19 protein-coding genes are annotated in these 20,945 nt (G+C 65.7%); 13 read left to right on the top strand and 6 right to left on the bottom strand.

Translation table 11 applies throughout. The features are described from left to right. Window positions 1-4: 4 nt before the first annotated feature. Together ACFZAI_RS07985 and ACFZAI_RS07980 are read left to right on the top strand one after the other, a co-directional pair. Window positions 5-1,141, top strand: a complete 1,137-nt coding sequence (locus ACFZAI_RS07985; protein ID WP_391566428.1) for an aminodeoxychorismate synthase component I — start codon at window positions 5-7, stop codon at window positions 1,139-1,141. A gap of 84 nt (window positions 1,142-1,225) precedes the next feature. Next, complete coding sequence (locus tag ACFZAI_RS07980) at window positions 1,226-1,858, top strand: aminotransferase class IV family protein (RefSeq protein ID WP_391566427.1); 633 nt, start codon at window positions 1,226-1,228, stop codon at window positions 1,856-1,858. Here ACFZAI_RS07980 and ACFZAI_RS07975 read toward each other — a convergent pair. Continuing rightward, on the bottom strand, window positions 1,839-2,771 hold the full coding sequence (locus ACFZAI_RS07975) for a LysR family transcriptional regulator (protein WP_391566426.1): 933 nt from the start codon (window positions 2,769-2,771) through the stop codon (window positions 1,839-1,841). The genes ACFZAI_RS07980 and ACFZAI_RS07975 overlap by 20 nt on opposite strands. A gap of 111 nt (window positions 2,772-2,882) precedes the next feature. Here ACFZAI_RS07975 and ACFZAI_RS07970 point away from each other — a divergent pair, with 111 nt between their 5' ends. From ACFZAI_RS07970 to ACFZAI_RS07960, 3 genes are read left to right on the top strand one after another with little or no spacing between them, the layout of a single operon-like run. Beyond that, window positions 2,883-4,121 (top strand): aromatic ring-hydroxylating dioxygenase subunit alpha, encoded by a 1,239-nt coding sequence (locus tag ACFZAI_RS07970; protein ID WP_391566425.1) that lies wholly within the window; start codon window positions 2,883-2,885, stop codon window positions 4,119-4,121. Between the two features lie 2 nt (window positions 4,122-4,123). Continuing rightward, window positions 4,124-4,597 carry an aromatic-ring-hydroxylating dioxygenase subunit beta gene (locus ACFZAI_RS07965; protein ID WP_391567091.1) on the top strand — a complete coding sequence of 158 codons (474 nt, stop codon included), beginning with the start codon at window positions 4,124-4,126 and terminating at the stop codon, window positions 4,595-4,597. 13 nt (window positions 4,598-4,610) lie between these two features. Then, window positions 4,611-4,919, top strand: coding sequence for a non-heme iron oxygenase ferredoxin subunit (locus ACFZAI_RS07960; protein WP_391566424.1), 309 nt, complete (start codon window positions 4,611-4,613; stop codon window positions 4,917-4,919). A 70-nt stretch (window positions 4,920-4,989) separates the two neighbouring features. Here the strand turns inward: ACFZAI_RS07960 and ACFZAI_RS07955 are convergent, their stop codons facing one another. From ACFZAI_RS07955 to ACFZAI_RS07940, 4 genes are all read right to left on the bottom strand, one after another. Then, a complete protein-coding gene (locus ACFZAI_RS07955) occupies window positions 4,990-5,829 on the bottom strand; it encodes a ThiF family adenylyltransferase (RefSeq protein ID WP_391566423.1) in 840 nt (279 codons plus the stop codon). A gap of 1,056 nt (window positions 5,830-6,885) precedes the next feature. After that, complete coding sequence (locus tag ACFZAI_RS07950; protein ID WP_391566422.1) at window positions 6,886-8,316, bottom strand: efflux transporter outer membrane subunit; 1,431 nt, start codon at window positions 8,314-8,316, stop codon at window positions 6,886-6,888. Between the two features lie 5 nt (window positions 8,317-8,321). Beyond that, a complete protein-coding gene (locus ACFZAI_RS07945; RefSeq protein WP_391566421.1) occupies window positions 8,322-10,280 on the bottom strand; it encodes a MacB family efflux pump subunit in 1,959 nt (652 codons plus the stop codon). Between the two features lies 1 nt (window position 10,281). Continuing rightward, window positions 10,282-11,484 carry an efflux RND transporter periplasmic adaptor subunit gene (locus tag ACFZAI_RS07940; protein WP_391566420.1) on the bottom strand — a complete coding sequence of 401 codons (1,203 nt, stop codon included), beginning with the start codon at window positions 11,482-11,484 and terminating at the stop codon, window positions 10,282-10,284. A gap of 385 nt (window positions 11,485-11,869) precedes the next feature. On the opposite strand from ACFZAI_RS07940, the gene ACFZAI_RS07935 reads away from it, so the two are divergent. From ACFZAI_RS07935 to purU, 6 genes are all read left to right on the top strand, one after another. Further along, window positions 11,870-13,078 carry an MFS transporter gene (locus ACFZAI_RS07935; protein ID WP_391566419.1) on the top strand — a complete coding sequence of 403 codons (1,209 nt, stop codon included), beginning with the start codon at window positions 11,870-11,872 and terminating at the stop codon, window positions 13,076-13,078. Window positions 13,079-13,080: 2 nt separating this feature from the next. Beyond that, window positions 13,081-13,743, top strand: coding sequence for a gamma-glutamylcyclotransferase (locus tag ACFZAI_RS07930; protein ID WP_391566418.1), 663 nt, complete (start codon window positions 13,081-13,083; stop codon window positions 13,741-13,743). 136 nt (window positions 13,744-13,879) lie between these two features. Then, window positions 13,880-14,509: a pyridoxamine 5'-phosphate oxidase gene (gene pdxH, locus ACFZAI_RS07925; protein WP_391566417.1), complete on the top strand. Its 630-nt coding sequence runs from the start codon at window positions 13,880-13,882 to the stop codon at window positions 14,507-14,509. 39 nt (window positions 14,510-14,548) lie between these two features. Then, entirely contained in the window at window positions 14,549-15,073 is a 525-nt protein-coding gene (locus tag ACFZAI_RS07920) for a flavin reductase family protein (protein WP_054420602.1), read from the top strand. Beyond that, window positions 15,070-16,179, top strand: a complete 1,110-nt coding sequence (locus tag ACFZAI_RS07915) for an NAD(P)/FAD-dependent oxidoreductase (RefSeq protein ID WP_391566416.1) — start codon at window positions 15,070-15,072, stop codon at window positions 16,177-16,179. Before ACFZAI_RS07920 ends, ACFZAI_RS07915 begins: the two co-directional genes overlap by 4 nt. A 43-nt stretch (window positions 16,180-16,222) precedes the next feature. Continuing rightward, a complete protein-coding gene (gene purU / locus ACFZAI_RS07910; RefSeq protein ID WP_391566415.1) occupies window positions 16,223-17,077 on the top strand; it encodes a formyltetrahydrofolate deformylase in 855 nt (284 codons plus the stop codon). 3 nt (window positions 17,078-17,080) lie between these two features. Here the strand turns inward: purU and ACFZAI_RS07905 are convergent, their stop codons facing one another. Continuing rightward, window positions 17,081-18,043 (bottom strand): LysR family transcriptional regulator, encoded by a 963-nt coding sequence (locus ACFZAI_RS07905; RefSeq protein ID WP_391566414.1) that lies wholly within the window; start codon window positions 18,041-18,043, stop codon window positions 17,081-17,083. A 116-nt stretch (window positions 18,044-18,159) separates the two neighbouring features. On the opposite strand from ACFZAI_RS07905, the gene ACFZAI_RS07900 reads away from it, so the two are divergent. After that, on the top strand, window positions 18,160-19,902 hold the full coding sequence (locus ACFZAI_RS07900) for an acyl-CoA dehydrogenase family protein (RefSeq protein WP_391566413.1): 1,743 nt from the start codon (window positions 18,160-18,162) through the stop codon (window positions 19,900-19,902). A gap of 48 nt (window positions 19,903-19,950) precedes the next feature. Beyond that, on the top strand, window positions 19,951-20,934 hold the full coding sequence (locus ACFZAI_RS07895; RefSeq protein ID WP_391566412.1) for a Bug family tripartite tricarboxylate transporter substrate binding protein: 984 nt from the start codon (window positions 19,951-19,953) through the stop codon (window positions 20,932-20,934). The last annotated feature ends 11 nt before the right edge of the window (window positions 20,935-20,945 follow it).

Below are 20,945 nucleotides of genomic sequence, written 5' to 3'. Positions count from 1 at the left end.
AAGCATGGAATGTCGTTTTGAAGACCGGCTGGCCGGCCGCGCGCTGAAGTTCGAGGGCTTTTGCTCCCGCATCGAAGCGCGCACCGCCGCCGACGTCGCCCCCGCGCTGGCGGCCATCGAGGCCGCGCGGCAGCAAGGGCGCTGGGTGGCCCTGTTGCTGGACTATGAACTGGGCGAATGGCTGTTGCCCGAAGCCACGCTGGCTGCGCCCGCCGGCCCCTGGTCGCCACCGCAAGACGACGGCCGCCCCCGGCTGACCGCGCTGGTCTTCGAACGCAAGGTGGACGACGCCCCCTGGGATGCGCCGGACGCTGCCAGCGCGCCGTCCGCCATCAGCCTGCCCGCCCCGCGCATGACCGAAGCCGCCTATGTGCGCCAGATCGACGCCATCCGCGGACTGATCGGCGACGGCGAGCTCTACCAGGTCAATTTCACGCAGCCGCTGGACGTGCAATACCAAGGCGACGCCGCCACGCTTTACCGCCGCATCGCCAGCCGCAACCCGGTGGCCCACGGCGCATTCATTCAGGACGGCGCCCGCACGGTGCTGTCGTTTTCGCCTGAACTCTTCGTGCGTCGCGATGGCCCACGCCTGACGACCCGGCCCATGAAAGGCACCGCACCGCGCCACCCCGACCCGGTTGAGGACGCACGGCTAGGCCAGGAATTGCTGGCCAGCGAAAAGAACCGCGCCGAAAACCTGATGATCGTGGACCTGCTGCGCAACGACCTGGGCCGGCTGGCCGAGCCGGGGTCCGTGAAGGTCGACGCCCTGTTTTCGCTGGAACGCTACCCCACCGTCTGGACCATGACGTCCACCGTGTCGGCGCTGGCGCCCGACGCCACGCTGGCAGACGTGCTGACCGCCCTGTTCCCCTGCGGGTCGATCACCGGCGCGCCCAAAATCGCCGCCATGCGGCGCATCCGCCAGATGGAAACCGCCCCGCGCGGCCTGTACTGCGGCAGCGTGGGCTGGCTGGCGCCGAATGGCGATTTTTCATTGAACGTCGCCATCCGCACGCTGGTGCTGGACCAGAACGGCCATGGCGTCTACAGCGTGGGCGGCGGCATCGTCCACGATTCCGACCCGGCGGAAGAATGGCAGGAATGCCACTGGAAGGCCCGCATCCTGCGGGGCTGATGCGTCGCGCATCCCCCATCAAACACCCCCACATCGGCACCGCCGGTAGTAGCATTAACCGCCCCCATTGCCCAGGAGAGTCCCATGCAACCCGAACTGATCGAGACCATCCTGGTCGATGCCGAACAACGCGTGCCGCTGCTGGCCCGCCACCTGAAACGGCTGGAGGCGTCATGCAAGGCGCTGGGCTACGTGTGGGGCGGCCGCGCGGTGGAAGGCGACATCATGATCGCCGCCACGGGCCTGGTCACCCCCGGCCCGCACCGGCTGCGCCTGCTGGTCGCCCGCGACGGCAGCCGCCACATCCAGACGGCCATGCTGCCGCCCTTGCCCGCCGTGCAGGAAGTGATGCTGGCGCCCGAGGCGCTGCGGTCCTCGGAACCGCTGCTGCGCTACAAGACCACGCATCGCCCCTGGTACACGAAGACGATCGAATGGCTGCCCGCGCATCCGCACATCTTCGACCTGCTCTATCTGAACGAACGCGGCGAACTATGCGAAGGCAGCCGCAGCAACGTCTACCTGCGCATGGACGGCCACTGGTACACGCCGCCTGTCGACAGCGGCTGTCTGCCCGGCGTGCAACGCGGCGAACTGCTGGACACCGGCAACGTGCGCGAACGCGTGCTGACCCTGGCCGACCTGCACGCCGCCGACGAAATCCGTCTGTCCAACGCGCTGCGTGGCTGGTTCACCGTCACGCTGCGGGAAGCCTGACCCGCCCGTCCTGGTCCGCAAACTGCTCCACCACCACCTGCCGCAGCCATTGATTGGCGGGCTCGCGGTGGTTGCGCGCATGCCAGAACACATTGATGACCGACTCGGGAATCTTCACCGGACACGGCGCCGTCGCCAGCCCGAACGGCGCACAGGCGCAGTCGGCAAAACGCTGCGGCACCACCGCGATCATGTCGGTGGCCTGCAAGACCGGCCCCACCGCAATGAAATGCGGCACCGTCAAGCGCAGCCGGCGGCGAATGCCGGCGCGTGCGATCACGTCATCCACCACGCCATGCCCCGTGCCTTCGGACACAATCGCCACATGCTCCGCCGCCTGAAACTGCTTGGCCGACACGCCTGAACGCGCCAGCGGATGGCCTTGCCGGAAGATGCACACATAGGGCTGGCTGAACAGCTTGCGTTGAAAGAAACCGCTTTGCAGCCCAGGCAGAAAGCCCATGGCCAGATCGATACGCCCACGTTCCATTTCATCGCGGACGTCGATGGACGTCGTGCGCACGGTGCGTATCGTGACGCCGGGCGCGGCGGCGTCCAGCGCCCGCATCAAGCGCGGCAGGAAGTAGGTTTCGCCTACATCGTTCACGCCAATCACGAAGGCGCGTTCGCTGCGCGCCGGGTCGAACACGGCGTGCGCGTTAAGCGTGCCATGCAGCGCCCCCAGCGCATCCGCAATCGGTTGCGCCAGCGCCTCGGCATACGGCGTGGGCACCATCCCGCGCGACGTGCGCAGGAACAGCTCATCGCCCAGCAGCTTGCGCAGCCGGCTTAGCGCATTGCTGACGCCAGGCTGCGAGATCCCCAGGCTATGGGCGGCCGCCGACACCCGGCCATGCTTATGCAGTTCGTTGAAGACGACCAGCAGGTTCAGGTCCACGTCTTTCAGGTTCATGCGTTTGTCTCCACCAATATTGATTTTGGTGATTTCTTCTATTGATCAGATTCTATTTATTTATTTCATCGCCTGCCCGATGATGAGGCGATAAAAAATAGGAGACAAACCATGCAGATCGACCCGCCTTGGCAGGGCGACGGTTCACACCGCATCCCTTTCGGCGTCTATACCGACGCCGCCCTGCACCAGCGCGAGCTGGAACGCTTTTTCTACCAGGCGCACTGGTGCTATGTCGGCCTGGAGGCCGAAATCCCCAACCCGGGCGACTTCAAGCGCACGGCCGTTGGCGAACGCTCGGTCATCCTGCTGCGCGACAACGAGGGGCAGGTCCGCGTGGTGGAGAACGTGTGCGCGCATCGCGGCGTGCAGTTCTGCCGGGAACGTTCCGGCAACCGCAGCGAATTCGTCTGCCCCTATCACCAATGGAATTACGACCTGCAAGGCAACCTGATCGGCGTGCCGTTCCGGCGCGGCGTCAAACAAGACGGCAAGGTCAACGGCGGCATGCCCCCGGACTTCAAAACCGAAGACCACAGCCTGACCAAACTGGCGGTGGCCTGTAGAAACGGGGTGGTGTTCGCCTCGTTCGACCACGACGCCGAACCGCTGGAAGACTATCTGGGCCCCGACATCCTGCACTACTTCGATCGCGTCTTCGACGGCCGCGAACTGGTCATCCACGGCTACAGCCGCCAGCGCATTCCGGGCAACTGGAAGCTGATGCAGGAAAACATCAAAGACCCTTATCACCCCGGCCTGCTGCATACCTGGTTCGTCACCTTCGGGCTGTGGCGCGCGGACAACCGGTCTGAACTGAAAATGGACCGCCACTTTCGCCACGCCGCCATGATTTCCACGCGCGGCCAAGGCGGCAAGGGCAGCGTCACCAGCGGGGTGTCCAGCTTCAAGGAACAGATGTCGCTAAACGATGACCGCTTCCTGGACATCGTGCAGGAGCCCTGGTGGAACGGCCCCACCGCCGTGCTGATGACGCTGTTTCCCAGCGTGATCATTCAGCAGCAGGTGAATTCGCTGTCCACCCGCCACATCCAGCCCGTGGGGCACGACGCCTTCGATTTCGTCTGGACGCACTTTGGCTTTGCGGATGACACGCCCGAGATGACGCGGCGGCGGCTGCGCCAGGCGAATCTGTTTGGCCCCGCCGGCTTTGTGTCGGCGGACGACGGCGAAGTCATCGAATTTTCGCAATCGGGTTTTCAACAGAAGCCGTGGCACCGCAGCGTGGCGGAACTGGGCGGCAAGACCGCCGAGAACACCGATCACATGGTGACCGAAACGCTGATCCGCGGCATGTACGCGTATTGGCGCCGCGTGATGGAGGCATGACGATGCTGGACTTTCCGCTCTACTACCAGCTGACCCGCCTGTACGCGGACTACGCCGCCGCGCTGGACGCCGAAGAATGGGAGAAATGGCCCGACTTCTTTCTGGAAGACTGCGTCTACAAAGTGCTGCCCCGCGAAAACCACGAACGCGGCTATGCGCTGGCGACGATGGCGTTCGAAAGCCGCGGCATGCTGAAAGACCGCATCTACGGCGCCACCGACACGATCTTTCACGACCCGTACTACCAGCGCCACGTGGTCGGCGCACCGCGCGTGCTGGCGGCCGACGGCGACCGCATTGAATCCGAAGCGAACTACGCCGTGTTCCGCACCAAGCCCAACCAGCTGACCACTGTGTTCAACGTGGGCCGCTATCTGGACGTCGTGCGCCAAACGCCGGACGGCCTGAAGTTCGAATCGCGGCTGTGCATTTTCGACAGCGAACTGATCCCGAATTCGCTCATCTACCCCATTTAAAGAGGAAAGCCGCATGAGTACGCAATGGATCAAGGCGATCGCCCGCGCCGACGTGCCGGAAGACGACGTTATCGCCGTGCAGGCGGGCGACCGCGAAATCGCGCTATACGGCGTGCAAGGTGAGGTCTACGCCACCGACAACCTCTGTACGCACGGCAACGCCAGGCTATGCGACGGCTTCCTGACGGGCCACGAAATCGAATGCCCGTTGCATCAAGGCCGCTTCGACGTGCGCGACGGCCGCGCGCTGTGCTCGCCGCTGCGCGACAACGTGATGACGTATCCGGTCTGGATTGAGGACGGCGTGGTGTTCGTGGCGTGAGGGCTCGCTGGCGCCGGCGCCGACGGCGGGCGAGCGGCAAGCGTGCGCGCGTGACACCGCGGCCGGGCGGTCAGATCGCCAGCCGCAACGCCTCGTTCGCCGCCGCCATCCCCATCGCCGCCGTCACGGTCACCACCGACCCATACCCCGCGCAAGACAAGCCCTGCGGCGCCAAGTTCTGCCCCGACGCGCCCAGATCATCTTCACCTTCCGTGGGACGCGTCCAGGCGTCAGGCAGGATGGCGGGCTGATCAAACCACAGCGCATGAATGCCCATCTTCGGCACTCGCTTGAGCGCTTTGCCATGCTGATCAGCCCCACGCGGAAAACCGTGTTCCTTGCGCAGTTTGTTGCGCAGCTTGGCCAGCAACGCATCATTAACCGCCACCGACAAATCACCGGCCCGCAAGGCCAACGGATCGGTCTTGCCGCCCGCGCCCCCGCACAACAACATGGGAATGCCCAACGCACGCGCATGCAAGATCATGGCGATCTTGGCCGCGGCCTGGTCGGTGCAATCGATGATGACGGTATAGGGGCCAGGCAGCACATCCGCCACGTTTTCGGGCGACACGAAATCATCCACGCGGGTCAACCGGCATGCCGGGTTGATCGCCAACACGCGTTCCGCCATGGCATCCACCTTGGATTGGCCAAGCGTGGAAGACAGCGCATGGATCTGCCGATTGACGTTGGATTCCGCGATATGGTCCAGGTCGATCAGGGTCAACGCGCCAACCCCGCAACGCGCCAACGCTTCGACGGTCCAAGACCCGACGCCGCCAAGACCCGCCACGGCTACGTGAGCAGTTTGCAGGCGTGCAGGCGCTAGGGGGCCGTACAAACGGGAGAGACCGCCGAAACGGCGGTCCAAGTCAGCGGGGGGGAGATCATGGTCGGGGGAGGTCATGGCGGGTATTTTAGGGCAGGATTTTTCTGGGCATGAATGATGGTTTGTTGGTGACGGGGGGGGGTTGGGATTGGTCGATGTGGCGGATGGAGGGCGGGGTTGTAGGTTCGTCGGCTTGGGTGTTCGTGCTTCGTAGGTCGCCCATCGGGGCTTCGTAGGTCGCCCATCGTCGCGGTGGCCCTGCCTGCGCGCGCCCACGATTGCGGTCCGGAGCCTTCGCTCCGGACTCCCCCTTCGTCATCCTCGTCCGCCTTCGGCTCCCTTCGGATTCCCTCGGGCGCATCAAGGTTGCGCGCAGTCAGGGCCACCGCGCCGACGGGCTGCCGCCGTCTTGGTCCGTTGCGCTGCTAGGGTGTGCCTTAGTGACGAGTGCTGCGGGGCCCGCCGAGTGCCGGCCGCGCGGGCGGCCTTACTCGGCATACGCATCTGTGGGCGTTTGGGCGGGGGTCGCTCTCGCGCAATTTAAGAGTTGTTTGCTAGGGGTCCCCCACGATTTTTTGGGGGGGTAGAGGGGTGGCGCGCGTCCGGCACTGCCTTGCGCGTGCCGACCCGTCGCGCGCCACCGCACCGGGGTTCAACGGGCGACCGTGCCTCGCGGGATGGATGAAGCGCGGCAAAGCCGTCCAGCGCATTAATGCAGTCAGACTGCATTTTTAAGCTGTGAAGAAGAACTCGAACATCGCAGCCACACGCGAAGCGAACATCGCGACGACGCACCACCGCGCGTAAGCTCCACAAGGCCGCCCGCGCGGCCGGCATGGAGCGGGCCCCGCAAGATCTTCCACCACTCAAATTCCGGTGGCGAGAACCTCAAGAACCCTGACCGCCCCCGCTGACGTCAGATTGCAACTGACAGAGCCCGTGGTGTCGGGGGCCTGGGGGGCGCGGGGCGTCGATAAGCCCGAGGGAATCCGTAGGGAGCCGCAGGCGTACGAGGATGACGACGGGGCAGTCCGGAGCGAAGGCTCCGGACCGCAATCGTTGCCCCGCGTACCCCAGGCCCCCGACACCACGGGCGTCTCAAGAACCCACACCCAAACCACCCCCACGGACCTCTCAAGAACCCACACTCACACCCACACCACCACCACCACGAGCCACCCAATCATCCCCCCCCAAGGCGCGGTAAACCGTCACCTGATTCACCAACCGGTTCAAGCCATTTTCATCCCGCGCAATCTCCGCCGTCCGCCGCTTCTCCTGCGCGTCCAGCCAGTCCTTCAACGACACCGCCCCCGCTCGATACCGGACCTCGTACAAGCGTTCCGCTTCCCGCGCCGCCCGCAAAGACACCGCCAGTTGCTCTGCCTGCAACGACAACTGCGTCCGATTCGACAGCGCGTTTTCCACGTCCGCCATCGCCTGATACAGCGCCTGCCGGAAGTTGACGACGCGTTCTTCGTAGTCCGCCTTCGAGATCTTGATGTTCAGCTGCATCTGGTTCCATTGCAGGAACGGCAGGGTCAGGCCCACGCCCAGCGTTGCGATCGGGTTTTGCAGCACATTCGACAGCGTCGGACTCGCGCTGCCCACCGCGCCGGTCAGCGTCACGGGCGGGTAGAAACTGGCGCGCGTCGCATCAACCGTTGCCAACGCTTCGCGCAAGCGCAGCTCGGCGGCACGCAGGTCGGGGCGGCGGCCCAGCAGATCCGCTGGAACGCCGGCGCGCGCTTCGGGCAGCGGGTATTGCGGCAGGCGGGCCGGGTCGGCCATGCTGCGGTCTGGCGGGCCATCGAACAGAATCGTCAGCGCGTTCGTGTATTCCACGCGCTGCTGCACCAACAACGTATGCGCGGCTTGTTGGCTGGCGACGGTTTGCTCGGCTTCGGCGAGCTCCAGCGCCGATGCGCCACCCGCCGCGTATTGCGCGCGCACCAGGTCTTGCGTGCGGCGCGCGTAGGCGATGCTTTCTTCGCTGCTGGCGATGCGCTGGTTGATGAAGGCCGTTTGCCAATACAAGGTCGCGGTGGTGCCCACCAGGGACAGCGCCGCCGACTGGCGGTCTTCTTCGGTGGCCAGCGCTTCCCATTGCGCCGCGTCGCGCTGGCGGGACAGCTTGCCCCAAAGATCGACCTCGTAACTGACAGTCAGCTCGGCCTGATTGGTGCGCGTGATGCTGCGGTCGCCATACAGATTGCGAACGCGCGTCACGTTGGCGTCGCCGCCCAGTTGCGGAATCAGCTTGTCTTCGGTCAGCCCCGCCTGATATTGCGCGCGGCGCACCCGGATGGCGGCGGCGGCCAGGTCGTTGTTGCGCGCCAGCACCGCGTCGATCAGGCCGTTGAGCACCGGGTCGTTGAAGTTGCGCCACCAGGCGCCGCCTTCCGCCAACGGGGCGTCGGCGCTGGCCGCAGAACCATACGTCCACGCGGCAGGCGTCTGCGTCAGCGGCGGTTCGTAGTCGCTGCGCAGCAGGCTGCCGCAACCGCCCAGCGCCAGCAGCAGCGCCAGGGCGACGGGTTTGCAGATCAGGGAAACCGCTTTCATCGTCCTCATTCCCGGGCCAAGGCCTCGACGGGGTCCAGGCGCGCCGCGTTGCGCGCCGGCAAATAGCCAAAAAGCACACCGATCAAGGTCGAGCACGTGAATGCCGCCACCATCGATGCCGTGGAGTAAATCATCTGGAACGAGCCGCCCGTGGCCTTGGACACCAGTACGCCCAACGCCAGCGACAAAATGATGCCCAGCGCGCCGCCGATCAGGCAGACCAGCACCGCTTCGATCAGGAACTGCTGCATGATGTCGCTGCGCCGCGCGCCCACCGCCATCCGCACCCCGATTTCGCGGGTACGTTCGGTCACGGACACCAGCATGATGTTCATGACGCCAATGCCGCCCACCATCAGCGAGATCAACGCAATCAGCGACACCAGCAAGGTCATCGTGGCGGTGGTGCGTTCAATCGTCTTGCGGATGGCGTCCGTGTTGAACACGAAGAAATCCTTCACCACATGGCGCCGCAAGAGCACGCGTTCGATGGCTTTCTCGGCGGCCGCGGGCGGCGTCGCGTCGCTGACACGCACCGTGATGCTTTTCAGATGCTGCTGGCCCAGCACGCGCGACAGCGCCGTCGTGTAGGGAATCCAGACGTTCAGCGATTCGTTGTTGCCAAAAACAGATTCCTTCTTCGCCGTGACGCCAATCACGCGCGCGGGCATCGACCCCAGGAACACCACCTGCCCGATCGGCTCGGTGTGCGAACCAAACAGCGCGCGCCGTGTGCCGTCATCGATGACGACTTCCTGCGCCCGGCGCATCACACTCGTCTCATCGAAGAACTTGCCTTTTTCCAGCTGGATGGCGCGCACGCGGAAGTACTGTTCGCCCACGCCCTGGATCGACCCGTTCACCGACACGTTGCGATAGCGCAGCGTATTGCTGGTGGCCACTTCGGGGGTGACGCTATCCACATACGGCTCGCGGGCCAGCGCGTCGGCGTCGGCGGCGACCAGCGTGCGGATGTTGACGGCTTTCTCGTCGCCGAAATCCTTGCCGGGAAACACCTCTACCGTGTTGGTGCCGATAGCGCTGATGTCGTCCAGGATCTTGCGCCGCGAACCTTCGCCCAGCGCCACCACCGACACCACCGCGGCGATGCCGATGATGATGCCCAGCATGGTCAGCGACGTGCGCAGCCGGTGCGCGTTCATCGCCAGCAACGCCATGCGCAAGGCCTCGCCGCAGCGGTCCAGGTACGACTGCCAGGCGGGCCGCTTGGGCAAGGGCGGCGCGTCGTCGCGGACGACCTCGCGGTGCGGCGCGTCGGGGTTGCGCTTGTCAGCAACGATTTCGCCGTCGCTGATCTCGATGATGCGTTGCGCGTGGCGCGCCACGTTCATATCGTGCGTGACGATGATGATCGTGTGGCCGGCCGCGTTCAGTTCTTCCAGGATGCGCAGCACTTCCTGGCCGGTGTGCGTGTCCAGCGCGCCGGTGGGCTCGTCGGCCAGGATGATGTCGCCGCCGTTCATCAGCGCCCGCGCAATACTCACGCGCTGCTGCTGGCCGCCCGACAACTGGCCGGGCCGGTGTTCAGACCGGTCGCCCAACCCCAGCCGCTTAAGCAATTCCTCGGCGCGGTCCAGCCGTGCCTCACGCCGCTTGCCGGCATAGACGGCTGGCATTTCCACGTTGCCCAGCGCGGTCAGGTCTGACAGCAGGTGATAGCGCTGGAAGATGAAGCCGAAATGCTCGCGGCGCAGCTCGGCCAGTTCGTCCGGGTCCAGTTCGCCCGTGCTGCGGCCGCTGACCTGGTAATCGCCCCGGGTCGGGCGGTCCAGGCAGCCCAGAATGTTCATCAAGGTGGACTTGCCCGAGCCGGACGCGCCCACGATGGCCACCATCTCGCCCGCCTCGATGGTCAGGTTGATGTCCTTCAGCACGGCAATCGTCTGGTCGCCCGCGGGAAACTCCCGGCGCACGCCAGACAGCGAGATCAACGGCCCGCTCATGTCAGGCTCCCGGCGGCGGGCCGGGTTGCGTCGCGGCCGCCGCCGGCGCGGAGTCCGCCGACACGACGCGCTCGCCCACCTCAAGTCCTTCCAGCACCTGCGCCTGCACGTTGTTGTTCATGCCGATCTTGACGTGGCGCACCTCGGTCTTGTTGTCTTTGCCGACCACGCGCACCGTATAGCGGCCGTCTTCGCCCCGCTTGCCCAGCGCCGAGGCCGGCACCACCACCGCATCTTTCGCTTCGCCCAGCACGATGAAGACCTGGGCCGTCATCGAAATGCGCAGCTTTTCGTCGGGGTTGGGCACGTCGAACAGGCCGTTGTAATAGACGGCTGCGGTGGTGGATGAGCTGCTGGATGACGTCAGCGAGGACGTCGCGTCGTCTTTCTGGATGGAGTCCGGCGCGGGTTCCACCGCGCGCAAGGTGGCGTGATAGCGCTGGTCAGGTTCGCCCAGAATGGTGAAGTACACGGGCAGGCCGGCCTTCACGCGGGTGACGTCGGCTTCCGAGATCTGCGCCTTGATCGTCATCGTGTCCACTTGCGCCACCTTGATGATGGTGGGCGCGCTTTGGATCGAGTTCACTGTCTGGCCTTCCTTGGTCACCACGGCCACCACCATGCCGTCGATGGGCGACACGATGCGCGTGTAGCCCAGGTTGACGCGAGCGGTGTCGACCTGGATCTCGGCCTGCGCAATCTGCGCGTCCAGCGACGCGATTTCGGCGCGGGTCACGGCCAGCGTGGCTTCGGCGGTTTCATAGGCTTCGCGCGAGCTGGCGTCGGCGGCCAGCATCTGGCGTTGGCGCTTGAAGGCGAGTTCAGCTTGCTTGAGCGTGGCGACCTTCGCGGCGCGTTCGGCGCGGCGAGTCTGCAAGGCCGCTTCCGCGTTGCGCAATTCGTTCTGCTGGGTCAGGTCGTCAATCTCGGCCACCAGCTGGCCCTTCTTGACGCGATCGCCCAGTTCCACTTTCAGGGACTTCAACTGGCCGGTAGCCTGAGCGCCCACGCTGACGCGTTCAATCGCGTCGATGGTGCCGCTGGCCAATACGCTGTCTTCCAGATTGGCCCGCGATACTTCGGCCACCGCGAAGGTGGGCGGCGGAGGCGCCGAGAAGAACGCAGCGCGCAGGCCCAGGGCCACTAGCAAAACAACGACGGCGATCAGCGCATAACGCTTGAACTTGCTGCGGGACTTTTTCATTGAACCTGGTAAGAAGCGGCGAGGCGCGAGCCCCCGCCCATATTGCGAAACTTAGCTGCCCATCCTAAACGGGCGAGCCGGCCAAACGATGGCCAATGTGTGGCGAAACGGTGAAAAACAGTAAAGCGGTGTCCAGCGCTGAAACCGCCAGTCAATTGTTCCGTTGCGAGAACGATACAACGTCATCGGCGCAAGCATGCAACCCCGCGCCCGCACATGGCGCGAACGTGCGGCGAACGCGCCGCCATCTTGCGCCGTAAGCACACGACTTGGCCGCTAGATGGCGCCTATCTTGCCACCCCGCGCTGAAACAATTTGCCGCAGCGCAAAATAAACGCGCCTCGACATAGGCCGACGATCCGCACAGAATGAACGCAGTTACGCCGTGTCTACCTCTAACAGATCCCCCTCCTCGCCTTCCAGTTCCCCGGAATTTTCCGGGGCGGTGCTGCTGTGCCTGCTGGCAATGATGAATCACGTGGCGCTGACAGGGGGACGGATTACCGTCTCGCTGACCGCGTTGCAGATGGGGCTGTCCACCTTCAAGGTCGGCACGCTGGTTGCGGTGTTCGCGGTGCTGCCGATGCTGTTTTCGGTGCGCGCGGGGCGGTGGGTGGACCGGGTCGGCATCGTGCGCCCGCTCGTCATCGGCACGTCATTGGTGGCCATCGGCACCGCATTGCCCTTTATCTCGCAAACGCAAGTCGCGTTGCTGATCGCCTCGTGCTGTATCGGTATCGGCTTCATGCTGCATCAGGTGGCCACGCAAGATCTGCTGGGCCACGCCGAACCCGCGCAACGGCTGCGCAACTTTTCCTTCATGTCGTTGGCGCTGGCGGGGTCGGGGTTTTCTGGCCCGCTGATCGCTGGGCTGGCGATTGACCACCTGGGTACGCGCACCGCGTTCGGCCTGCTGGCCCTGGGGCCGCTGATCTCTGGCGTCGGCCTGTACGCCTTGCGTCACCAATTGAAGGCCGTGGATTCGCAATTGTCAGGCGCCAAGGAAGCCCAGCGCCGCCGGGTGACCGAACTGCTGGCCGTACCTGCCTTGCGCCGCATTCTGATGGTCAACACCATTTTGTCGGGCGCCTGGGACACGCACTTGTTCGTGGTGCCGATCTTTGGCGTGGCGATCGGGCTGTCGGCCACCACCATCGGCGTCATTCTTGCGTCGTTCGCGGCGGCAACGTTCGTCATCCGGCTGGTATTGCCGCTGATCATGCGCCGGGTGCGGTCGTGGACGCTGGTGCGCGTGGCTATGGCGACGGCCGCCATCGACTTCATGCTTTACCCGCTGTTCACCGACGTTAGCGTCCTGATCGTGCTGTCGTTCATTCTGGGGCTTGCGTTGGGGTGCTGCCAACCGAGTATGCTATCCCTCTTGCACCAGCATTCCCCGCCCGGCCGTGCGGCCGAAGCCGTGGGATTGCGCATGGCGCTGATCAACGGTTCGCAGGTTTCCCTGCCGTTGACCTTCGGCGCGCTGGGTGCGGTCATCGGCGTTGCCCCGTTGTTCTGGGCCTATTCGCTGGCCCTGATGGCGGGAGGGTGGGCCAATCGCAATCCCCCGCTCGAGTCTGAACGGAATTCGTAGTCGTGAACAAGCAGTCCTCTCCCCCCGAACCCGGCATTGCCGGCGCCAGCCTGCCCTTTCGTCTGTGGACGCAAGAGGAAAGGCAGGCATCGCTGGAAGAGGCGCTGCGCCACTGGCAATCGGGCGAAGACGTCTGGGTATATGGGTACGGGTCGCTGATCTGGCGCCCTGACTTTGATTTCATGGAACGCCGCCTGGCGACCTTGCGCGGGCATCACCGGGCGCTGTGCCTGTGGTCTCGCGTGAATCGCGGCACCCCGGAATGCCCGGGCCTGGTGTTCGGCCTGGACCGCGGCGGTTCCTGCCGGGGCGTGGTCTACCGGCTGGCGGGCAGCCAGGTGCCGACCTACTTCCCGGCGCTCTGGGAACGCGAAATGTCCACCGGCGCGTACCTGCCCCGCTGGATCAATTGCACCACCGACGCCGGCACCGTCCGCGCGCTGGTCTTCATCATGAACCGCGACAACCCGGCCTACATCCGCGCCCTGCCCGACGCCGAGCTGCTGGCCATCGTGCGCCGCGCCGCGGGCCGCTACGGCCCCTGCACCGATTACGTGGTCCAAACCGCCCAGGCGCTGCGCGCCGCCGGCATCCACGACGCCCGCCTGGACGCCATCGCGCGCATGCTGGAAGCCGACGAGCACACCTTGCCGGAAGGCGCCTGAGGCGGAAAACGCCTCTGCGCCGTCCCCAGCCCGCCCTCCCGGGCGGAAACTTGCCTGAGACCTGCGCGGGGTCAATAAGGGAGGGATTGCCCAAGCGGTATAAACTCCCTGTTATCCACGCTGACTCCCACGCCTCATGTCCGTCTCTGATCTGCGTCAAAGCTACGAAAAGAACGTCCTGCTGGAATCCCAGGCCGCCGCCTCGCCGTTCGACCAGTTTTCGCGCTGGTTCGACGAAGCGCTGGCCGCCAAGGTGCCTGAACCTAACGCCATGACCCTGGCTACGGTGGACGCCTCGGGCCAGCCCAGCGCCCGCATCGTCCTGATCAAGGGCTATGACGAGCGCGGTTTCACGTTCTTCACCAATTACGAATCCCGCAAGGGCCACGACCTGCTGGCCGAACCGCGCGCCAGCCTGCTGTTCTTCTGGCAGCCGCTGGAACGCCAGGTCCGCATCGAAGGCGTGGTGGAGAAAGTCGCGGCCGAGGAATCGGACGCCTACTATCACAGCCGCCCGGCCGGTTCGCGCATTGGCGCCTGGGCCTCGCCCCAGAGCCAGCCCATCACCCGTGAAGCGCTGGAAGCCCGCGAGAAAGAATTCCGCGAACGTTTCGGCGATGAACCGCCGCGTCCGCCGCACTGGGGCGGTTACCGCCTGAAGCCCACCGCGATCGAATTCTGGCAAGGCAGGCCGTCGCGCCTGCACGACCGGCTGCGCTATGTCGCCGACGGCTCGTCCTGGAAGATCGAACGCCTGTCGCCTTGATGCCGGGCGCGCTGCGCGCCCGCCCGACTTAACGATTGCATGCCCGCCTCCTCCCCTGATTTTGACGCCGCATTTTTCCGCACCGCGCTGGGCCGTTACGCCACGGGCGTAACGGTGGTCACGGCCGCCGGCCTTGATGGCGCCCCCATCGGGCTGACGGTCAGCTCGTTCAACTCGGTATCGCTGAACCCGCCGCTGATCCTCTGGAGCTTGTCGCGCTCGTCGTCGTCGCTGGCGGCGTTCGAACAGTGCGAGCGCTATGTGGTCAACGTGCTGAGCGCCGAACAGATCGCGTTGGCGCGCCGCTTCGCAACCGGCAAGACGCCCGACCGCTACGCCGGCTTGACCGTGCACCACGCGCCGGGCGGCACGCCCATGCTGGACGGCCACTGCGCCGCCTGGTTCGAATGCCGCAACCGCAGCCGCTACGAAGAAGGCGATCACATCATCATGGTGGGCGAAGTGGAACGCTGCGGTCACAGTACCGAGCCGCCCCTGGTCTTTCACGCAGGCGGCTTCGACCTGACGCCCGCCGGCGCACGATCCGAAAGGAAAGCCCCATGAGCGTGGATATTGATTGCGTCGTCATCGGCGCGGGCGTGGTCGGCCTGGCCGTTGCACGCGCGCTGGCGCAGTCTGGCCGCGACGTGCTGGTCACCGAAGCCACGGAAGCCATCGGCACCGGCACCAGCTCGCGCAATTCCGAAGTCATCCACGCCGGCATCTATTACCCGGCGGGCAGCCTCAAGGCGCGCCTGTGCGTGCGCGGCAAACACCTGCTGTACGCGTACTGCGCCGAACGCGGCGTGCCGCAACAGCGGCTGGGCAAGCTCATCGTGGCGACTGACCGCGACCAGGCGACCCAACTGGAAGGCATTGCACAGCGCGCCCGCGCCAACGGCGTGGACGATCTGCAATTCCTATCCGGCGAAGAAGCCATGCGTCTGGAGCCGGCGCTGCAATGCACGGCCGCGCTGTTGTCGCCGTCAACCGGCATCGTGGACAGCCACGCGCTGATGTTGTCGTTCCAGGGCGATGCGGAAAACGCGGGCGCCCAATTCGTTTTCCACACACCGCTGGTGTCTGGCCGTGTCCGGCCCGAAGGCGGCTTCGAACTGCAATTTGGCGGCGACGAAGCCATGACCCTGACCTGCAACGTGCTGATCAATTCGGCCGGCTTGCAGGCCCCGGCCTTGGCCCGCCGCATTGACGGCGTGCCGCCCGCCAGCATTCCCACCGATTACCTGTGCAAGGGCAGCTACTTCACGCTGTCCGGCCGCGCGCCGTTTTCGCGCCTGATCTACCCCGTGCCGCAACACGCCGGCCTGGGCGTGCACCTGACACTCGACCTGGGCGGCCAAGCCAAGTTCGGCCCCGATACCGAATGGGTCGGCACGGAAGACTACACGCTGGACCCCGCGCGCGCCGACGTGTTCTACGCCGCCGTGCGCAGCTACTGGCCCGCGCTGCCCGACAACGCCCTGGCGCCCGGCTATACCGGCATCCGGCCGAAAATCTCGGGCCCGCACGAACCCGCCGCCGACTTCGTCATTGCCGGCCCCGCCGTGCATGGCGTGCCAGGCCTGGTGAATCTATTCGGCATCGAATCCCCCGGGCTGACCTCCAGCCTGGCCCTGGCGGAAGAAACCCTGGCGCGCCTGGCCGCCTGATTCCGCCCCTATCCTTATTCTTACTTCGGTCTATTCCCGCACCATGCAGCACAACGACTACATCCTGACCCTGTCCTGCCCCGACCGCACGGGCATCGTCTATCGCGTGAGCGGCCTGTTGTTCGAATTGGGTTGCAACATCCTGGATTCGCAGCAATTCGGCGACGAGGAAACCGGCCAGTTCTTCCTGCGCGTGCACTTTGACCTGCCCGTGGCCGTGGCCGCCGACGACCTGCGCGGCCGCCTGAACACGCTGTCCGCCGATTACGGCATGGACCTGAAGCTGCACGACGCGCGCCGCAAGGAACGCCTGCTGATCATGGTCAGCAAGCAAGGGCACTGCCTGAACGACCTGCTGTTCCGTGTGCATAGCGGGCATTTGCACGCCGAAGTGGCCGCCATCGTGTCGAACCACAACGACTACGCCGCGCTGGCCGCGTCCTACGGCATCCCGTTCCACTACCTGCCCGTCACGGCGGAGACCAAGGCGGAACAGGAAAAGCAGGTGCTTGAGATCGTGGAGCATTCCAATACCGACCTCGTCGTGCTGGCCCGCTATATGCAGATCCTGTCGGCGGACATGTGCCGCGCGCTGAACGGCCGCGCCATCAACATCCACCACAGCTTCCTGCCCAGCTTCAAGGGTGCGCGCCCGTATCACCAGGCGCATGCGCGCGGCGTGAAGATCATCGGCGCCACCGCCCACTACGTGACGTCCGACCTGGACGAAGGCCCGATCATCGATCAGGACATCGAACGCGTCGACCACACGATGACCGCGCAAGATCTGACCCAGGTCGGCAGCGACATTGAATCGCTGGTGCTGTCGCGCGCCGTGCGCAGCCATGTGGAACACCGCATCCTGCTGAACCGCAACAAGACCGTCGTCTTCCGCTGATCTTCAGTCGGCGGCAGCGTCGGCTGCCGCGGCATCGGCCGCCGCAGCACCGGCTGCCGCAGCGTCGGCTGCCGCAGCCACATACGGAAACTGGTTTGCGACCAGCGCCATTGCCTTGTGCTGCAATGGCGAACGCGCCTCGGCCGGCCAGATCACCTGGCTGATCGAGCGCGCCTCGTGCTCAAACGTAATGAAGCGCGTGCCCGCCAAGCCGCTGCGCGACAAGCACGCCGGCACGATCGACACCCCCAAACCCTGCGACACCAGCGACGCCACGCTCAGCCAGTGGCGCACCTCGTGCCGCACCACCGGCATGAAGCCGGCCGCCACGCACATCGACAGCACCGTCTCGTAATAGCTGGGCGATGCCGCGCGCGCGAAGAACACGAAGTCATCGCCCGCCAGCTCGGCCAGGCGCAACGACTGGCGGCCCGCCAGCGGATGGGAATCCGGCAGACAGACGACGAAGGGTTCGGCCATCAGGTCACGCGCCTGCACTTCTTCAGGCACCGGGTTGGCGTGGATGAAGCCCAGGTCCTGCTCGCCGCGCCGCACGGCCTCGATCTGCTCGTGCGAGTTCAGCTCGGTCAGCACATGCTCCACATCGGGCAATTCGGCGCGCATCGCATTCAGCAAAGCGGGCAGGCCGCGATACAGCATCGACCCTACAAAACCGATACGCAGCCGGCCACGCAGACCTGCATCCACGCGCTGCACCAGCGTGCGCACCTCTTCGGCTTGCCGCAGCAGCGTCAGCGCTTCGCGGTACAGCACGTGGCCGGCGTCGGTGAGCTCGACATGGCGGCTGGTGCGCGCCAGCAGGCGTGCGCCGACGTTGTCTTCAAGCTGGCGGATGGCGTAGCTGAGCGGCGGTTGGGAAATGTGCAGGCGGTGGGCGGCGCGGCTGAAGTGGCGCTCTTCGGCCACCGCAATGAAATAGCGCAACAGGCGCGGGTCCAGATCCATGGTCTCCCCTTTATCTATATTTTTTATGGATTGTTCTACACGAAAACAGTATTTGCGTAGATTAATCCATCCGCGCACCATCGGCCAATCACCCCCGTTTTGCGCAGGATGCCGCCATGGATACGCCCGTGAAGACCGCCGCCCCCACCCCTGTTCTCCCCTCTGCTCCCGCCGCTGTTTCGTCTGCCGGCGCCACCCCCGTCCCCGATTCCCGTGGCCTGAACCTGTTCAACGCGGACCCCTATGCGGCCGCGCTCAGCCAGCGCTACCTGCCGCCCGCATTGCATGCCCATTTGCTGCCGCATCTGGAACGCCTGGGCGGGCTGGCGGGCGGCGTCATGGACGAACTGGCCGCCACGGCCGACAAGCATCCGCCCACGTTGTCCGTGCGCAGCCGCGCCGGCACCGATGAGTCCCGCATCGACAAGCACCCGGCCTATGTCGAGCTTGAGCGCCTGGCCTATAGCGAGTTTGGCCTGGCCGCGCTGTCGCACCGCGGCGGCGTGCTGGGCTGGCCGGAACCCATGCCGGCCGCGGCCAAGTACGCGCTGAGCCACTTGTTCGTGCAAGCCGAATTCGGCCTGTGCTGCCCGGTCAGCATGACGGATTCGCTGGCGCGCACCTTGCGCAAGTTCGGCGACCCCGCCCTGGTCGAACGCGTGTTGCCGCAAGTCACGTCGCAAGATTTCTACGCGCTGCGCCAAGGCGCCATGTTCATGACCGAACAGGGCGCGGGGTCGGATGTCAGCGCCACCGAAGTCACCGCCGAAGCGCAAGCCGATGGCACGTGGCGCATTCATGGCGACAAATGGTTCTGCTCGAATCCCGACGCGGGCTTTGCGATGGTGCTGGCGCGCAGCGAGCCCGACGCCGGGTTGAAGGGCGTATCGCTCTTTCTCTTGCCGCGCGACCTGGCCGACGGCAGCCACAACCACTACCGCATCCTCCGCCTGAAAGACAAGCTGGGCACGCGCTCGATGGCCAGCGGCGAAATCCGGCTGGAAGGCGCCGTGGCGTGGCTTGTCGGCGAACGCGGCCGCGGCTTCAAGCACATGGCCGACATGATCAACAACTCGCGCTTGTCCAACGGCATGCGCGCGGCCGGCTTGATGCGGCGTGCGGTCACCGAAGCGATTTTCGTCTCGCAACACCGCCGCGCCTTCGGCAAGCGCCTGATCGATATGCCGCTGATGCAGCGTCAGCTGGTCAAGATGACCGTGTGGGCCGAACAGGCGCGCAGCGTCATGTTCCAGACGGCGCGTGCGCTGGCCGACGCGGACCACGGCACGGCCGACCCGGCGCTGGCCCGCATCCTGACGCCGCTGATCAAGTTCCGCGCCTGCCGCGATGCGCGCAAGGTCACCGGCGACGCGATGGAAGTGCGCGGCGGCTGCGGCTATATCGAGGAATGGACCGAGCCGCGTCTGGTGCGTGACGCGCATCTGGGTTCGATCTGGGAAGGCACCAGCAACATCGTGGCGCTGGACGTGCTGCGCGCCATCAAGAAGGAAGGGTCGCTGCCCGCGCTGCGCGCCCACATCAACCAGCTGCTGGCCGATGGCGTGCCCTGCCCGCCCGCGCTGGCCGATCTGCAAGCCCAGGCGCTGGACAAGAGCTTTGCGTTGGCCGACCACGCGGCCCAAGGCGACCATGCCGAACTGGCGCGTCAGGCCGCCTCCCTGCTGTACCACGCCGTGTCGATGGCCGCGCTGCGCTGGGAAGCCACCGGCCCCGGCCTGGACACCCGCGCGCAACTGGCTGACCAGGTGCTGCTGCACCGCCTGGCGCCGCGCGACCCCTACGCCATTCCCCCCAACGAAAGCGCGGCCTGCCAGACCATTCTGCAATACGCGCTGTAATCCGACGCCGGCGGCACAGCCGGCGCGCCCCCCACAGGAGACACCACCATGAAACGCCTTTTCGCCCCTTTGCTGCTGGCGGCGGCCACCGCCGTGGCCCCGTCCACGCCCGCCCTGGCGGCCGACGCCTACCCGTCCGCCCGCCCGATCACGCTGATCGTGCCGTTCCCGCCCGGCGGCCCCACGGACGCCATGGCGCGGCGGCTGGCCGAAAAGCTGCGCGAGCCCTTGAAGCAGAACGTCATTGTTGAAAACCGCAGCGGCGCGGGCGGCAACATCGGCTCGGAATACGTGGCGTCGGCCAAGCCCGACGGCTACACGCTGCTGTTCGGCACCTCGGGGCCGCTGGCCATCAACGTCAGCCTGTACAAGCGCCAGGGCTATAACCCCGAGACCAGCTTCGCGCCCATCATCCGCCTGGGCCATTTGCCTAACATCCTGGTCGTGAACCCGTCGGTGCCGGTGAACAACGCGCAAGAGCTCATCGCCTACGCCAAGCAGCATCCGGACAAGCTCAGCTATGCATCGTCCGGCAACGGCGCGTCGTCGCATCTGGCGGGCATTCTGTTCAACCAGATGGCCGGCACGCAGATCATGCACATCCCCTACAAGGGCACCGGCCCTGCGCTGAATGATCTGCTGGGCGGACAGGTATCGATGTCGTTCACCGACATCCTGACCGCGCTGCCCTACATCAAGGCTGGCAAGCTGCGCGCCATTGGCCTGGCCAGCGCGCAACGTTCCGACGCGCTGCCCGATCTGCCCACCTTGTCCGAGCAAGGGCTGAAAGGCTATGACGTCAGCGTCTTCTTCGGCATCGTCGCGCCCAAGGGCACGCCGGCCGACGTCGTGGACACCCTGAACCAGGCGTTCAAGACCGCGCTGGCGGACCCCGGCATCAAGCAGACGCTGCACTCGCAAGGCATCGTCGAAGCGCAGGACCAATCGCCGCAAGGCCTGTCCGCCTTCATCACCACCGAAGTCCCCAAGTGGCGCGAGCTCATCAAGAGCGCCAACGTTTCCATCGACTGAAGCTGAACCCT

Origin of the sequence: Achromobacter sp. NPDC008082 (assembly GCF_042957345.1) — a bacterium.
Classification (GTDB): Bacteria; Pseudomonadota; Gammaproteobacteria; order Burkholderiales; family Burkholderiaceae_B; genus Achromobacter; species Achromobacter kerstersii_A.
Note: the sequence above shows the minus strand (reverse complement) of the source record. Positions and strands in the feature narration are given on the sequence as shown.

What these genes read in the sequence shown, in the direction of transcription:
- ACFZAI_RS07985 (WP_391566428.1), top strand. Translation starts at nt 5, where the DNA reads ATGGAATGTCGTTTTGAAGACCGGCTGGCCGGCCGCGCGCTGAAGTTC.
- ACFZAI_RS07980 (WP_391566427.1), top strand. Translation starts at nt 1,226, where the DNA reads ATGCAACCCGAACTGATCGAGACCATCCTGGTCGATGCCGAACAACGC.
- ACFZAI_RS07975 (WP_391566426.1), bottom strand. Translation starts at nt 2,771, where the DNA reads ATGAACCTGAAAGACGTGGACCTGAACCTGCTGGTCGTCTTCAACGAA.
- ACFZAI_RS07970 (WP_391566425.1), top strand. Translation starts at nt 2,883, where the DNA reads ATGCAGATCGACCCGCCTTGGCAGGGCGACGGTTCACACCGCATCCCT.
- ACFZAI_RS07965 (WP_391567091.1), top strand. Translation starts at nt 4,124, where the DNA reads ATGCTGGACTTTCCGCTCTACTACCAGCTGACCCGCCTGTACGCGGAC.
- ACFZAI_RS07960 (WP_391566424.1), top strand. Translation starts at nt 4,611, where the DNA reads ATGAGTACGCAATGGATCAAGGCGATCGCCCGCGCCGACGTGCCGGAA.
- ACFZAI_RS07955 (WP_391566423.1), bottom strand. Translation starts at nt 5,829, where the DNA reads ATGACCTCCCCCGACCATGATCTCCCCCCCGCTGACTTGGACCGCCGT.
- ACFZAI_RS07950 (WP_391566422.1), bottom strand. Translation starts at nt 8,316, where the DNA reads ATGAAAGCGGTTTCCCTGATCTGCAAACCCGTCGCCCTGGCGCTGCTG.
- ACFZAI_RS07945 (WP_391566421.1), bottom strand. Translation starts at nt 10,280, where the DNA reads ATGAGCGGGCCGTTGATCTCGCTGTCTGGCGTGCGCCGGGAGTTTCCC.
- ACFZAI_RS07940 (WP_391566420.1), bottom strand. Translation starts at nt 11,484, where the DNA reads ATGAAAAAGTCCCGCAGCAAGTTCAAGCGTTATGCGCTGATCGCCGTC.
- pdxH (WP_391566417.1), top strand. Translation starts at nt 13,880, where the DNA reads ATGTCCGTCTCTGATCTGCGTCAAAGCTACGAAAAGAACGTCCTGCTG.
- ACFZAI_RS07920 (WP_054420602.1), top strand. Translation starts at nt 14,549, where the DNA reads ATGCCCGCCTCCTCCCCTGATTTTGACGCCGCATTTTTCCGCACCGCG.
- ACFZAI_RS07915 (WP_391566416.1), top strand. Translation starts at nt 15,070, where the DNA reads ATGAGCGTGGATATTGATTGCGTCGTCATCGGCGCGGGCGTGGTCGGC.
- purU (WP_391566415.1), top strand. Translation starts at nt 16,223, where the DNA reads ATGCAGCACAACGACTACATCCTGACCCTGTCCTGCCCCGACCGCACG.
- ACFZAI_RS07905 (WP_391566414.1), bottom strand. Translation starts at nt 18,043, where the DNA reads ATGGATCTGGACCCGCGCCTGTTGCGCTATTTCATTGCGGTGGCCGAA.
- ACFZAI_RS07900 (WP_391566413.1), top strand. Translation starts at nt 18,160, where the DNA reads ATGGATACGCCCGTGAAGACCGCCGCCCCCACCCCTGTTCTCCCCTCT.
- ACFZAI_RS07895 (WP_391566412.1), top strand. Translation starts at nt 19,951, where the DNA reads ATGAAACGCCTTTTCGCCCCTTTGCTGCTGGCGGCGGCCACCGCCGTG.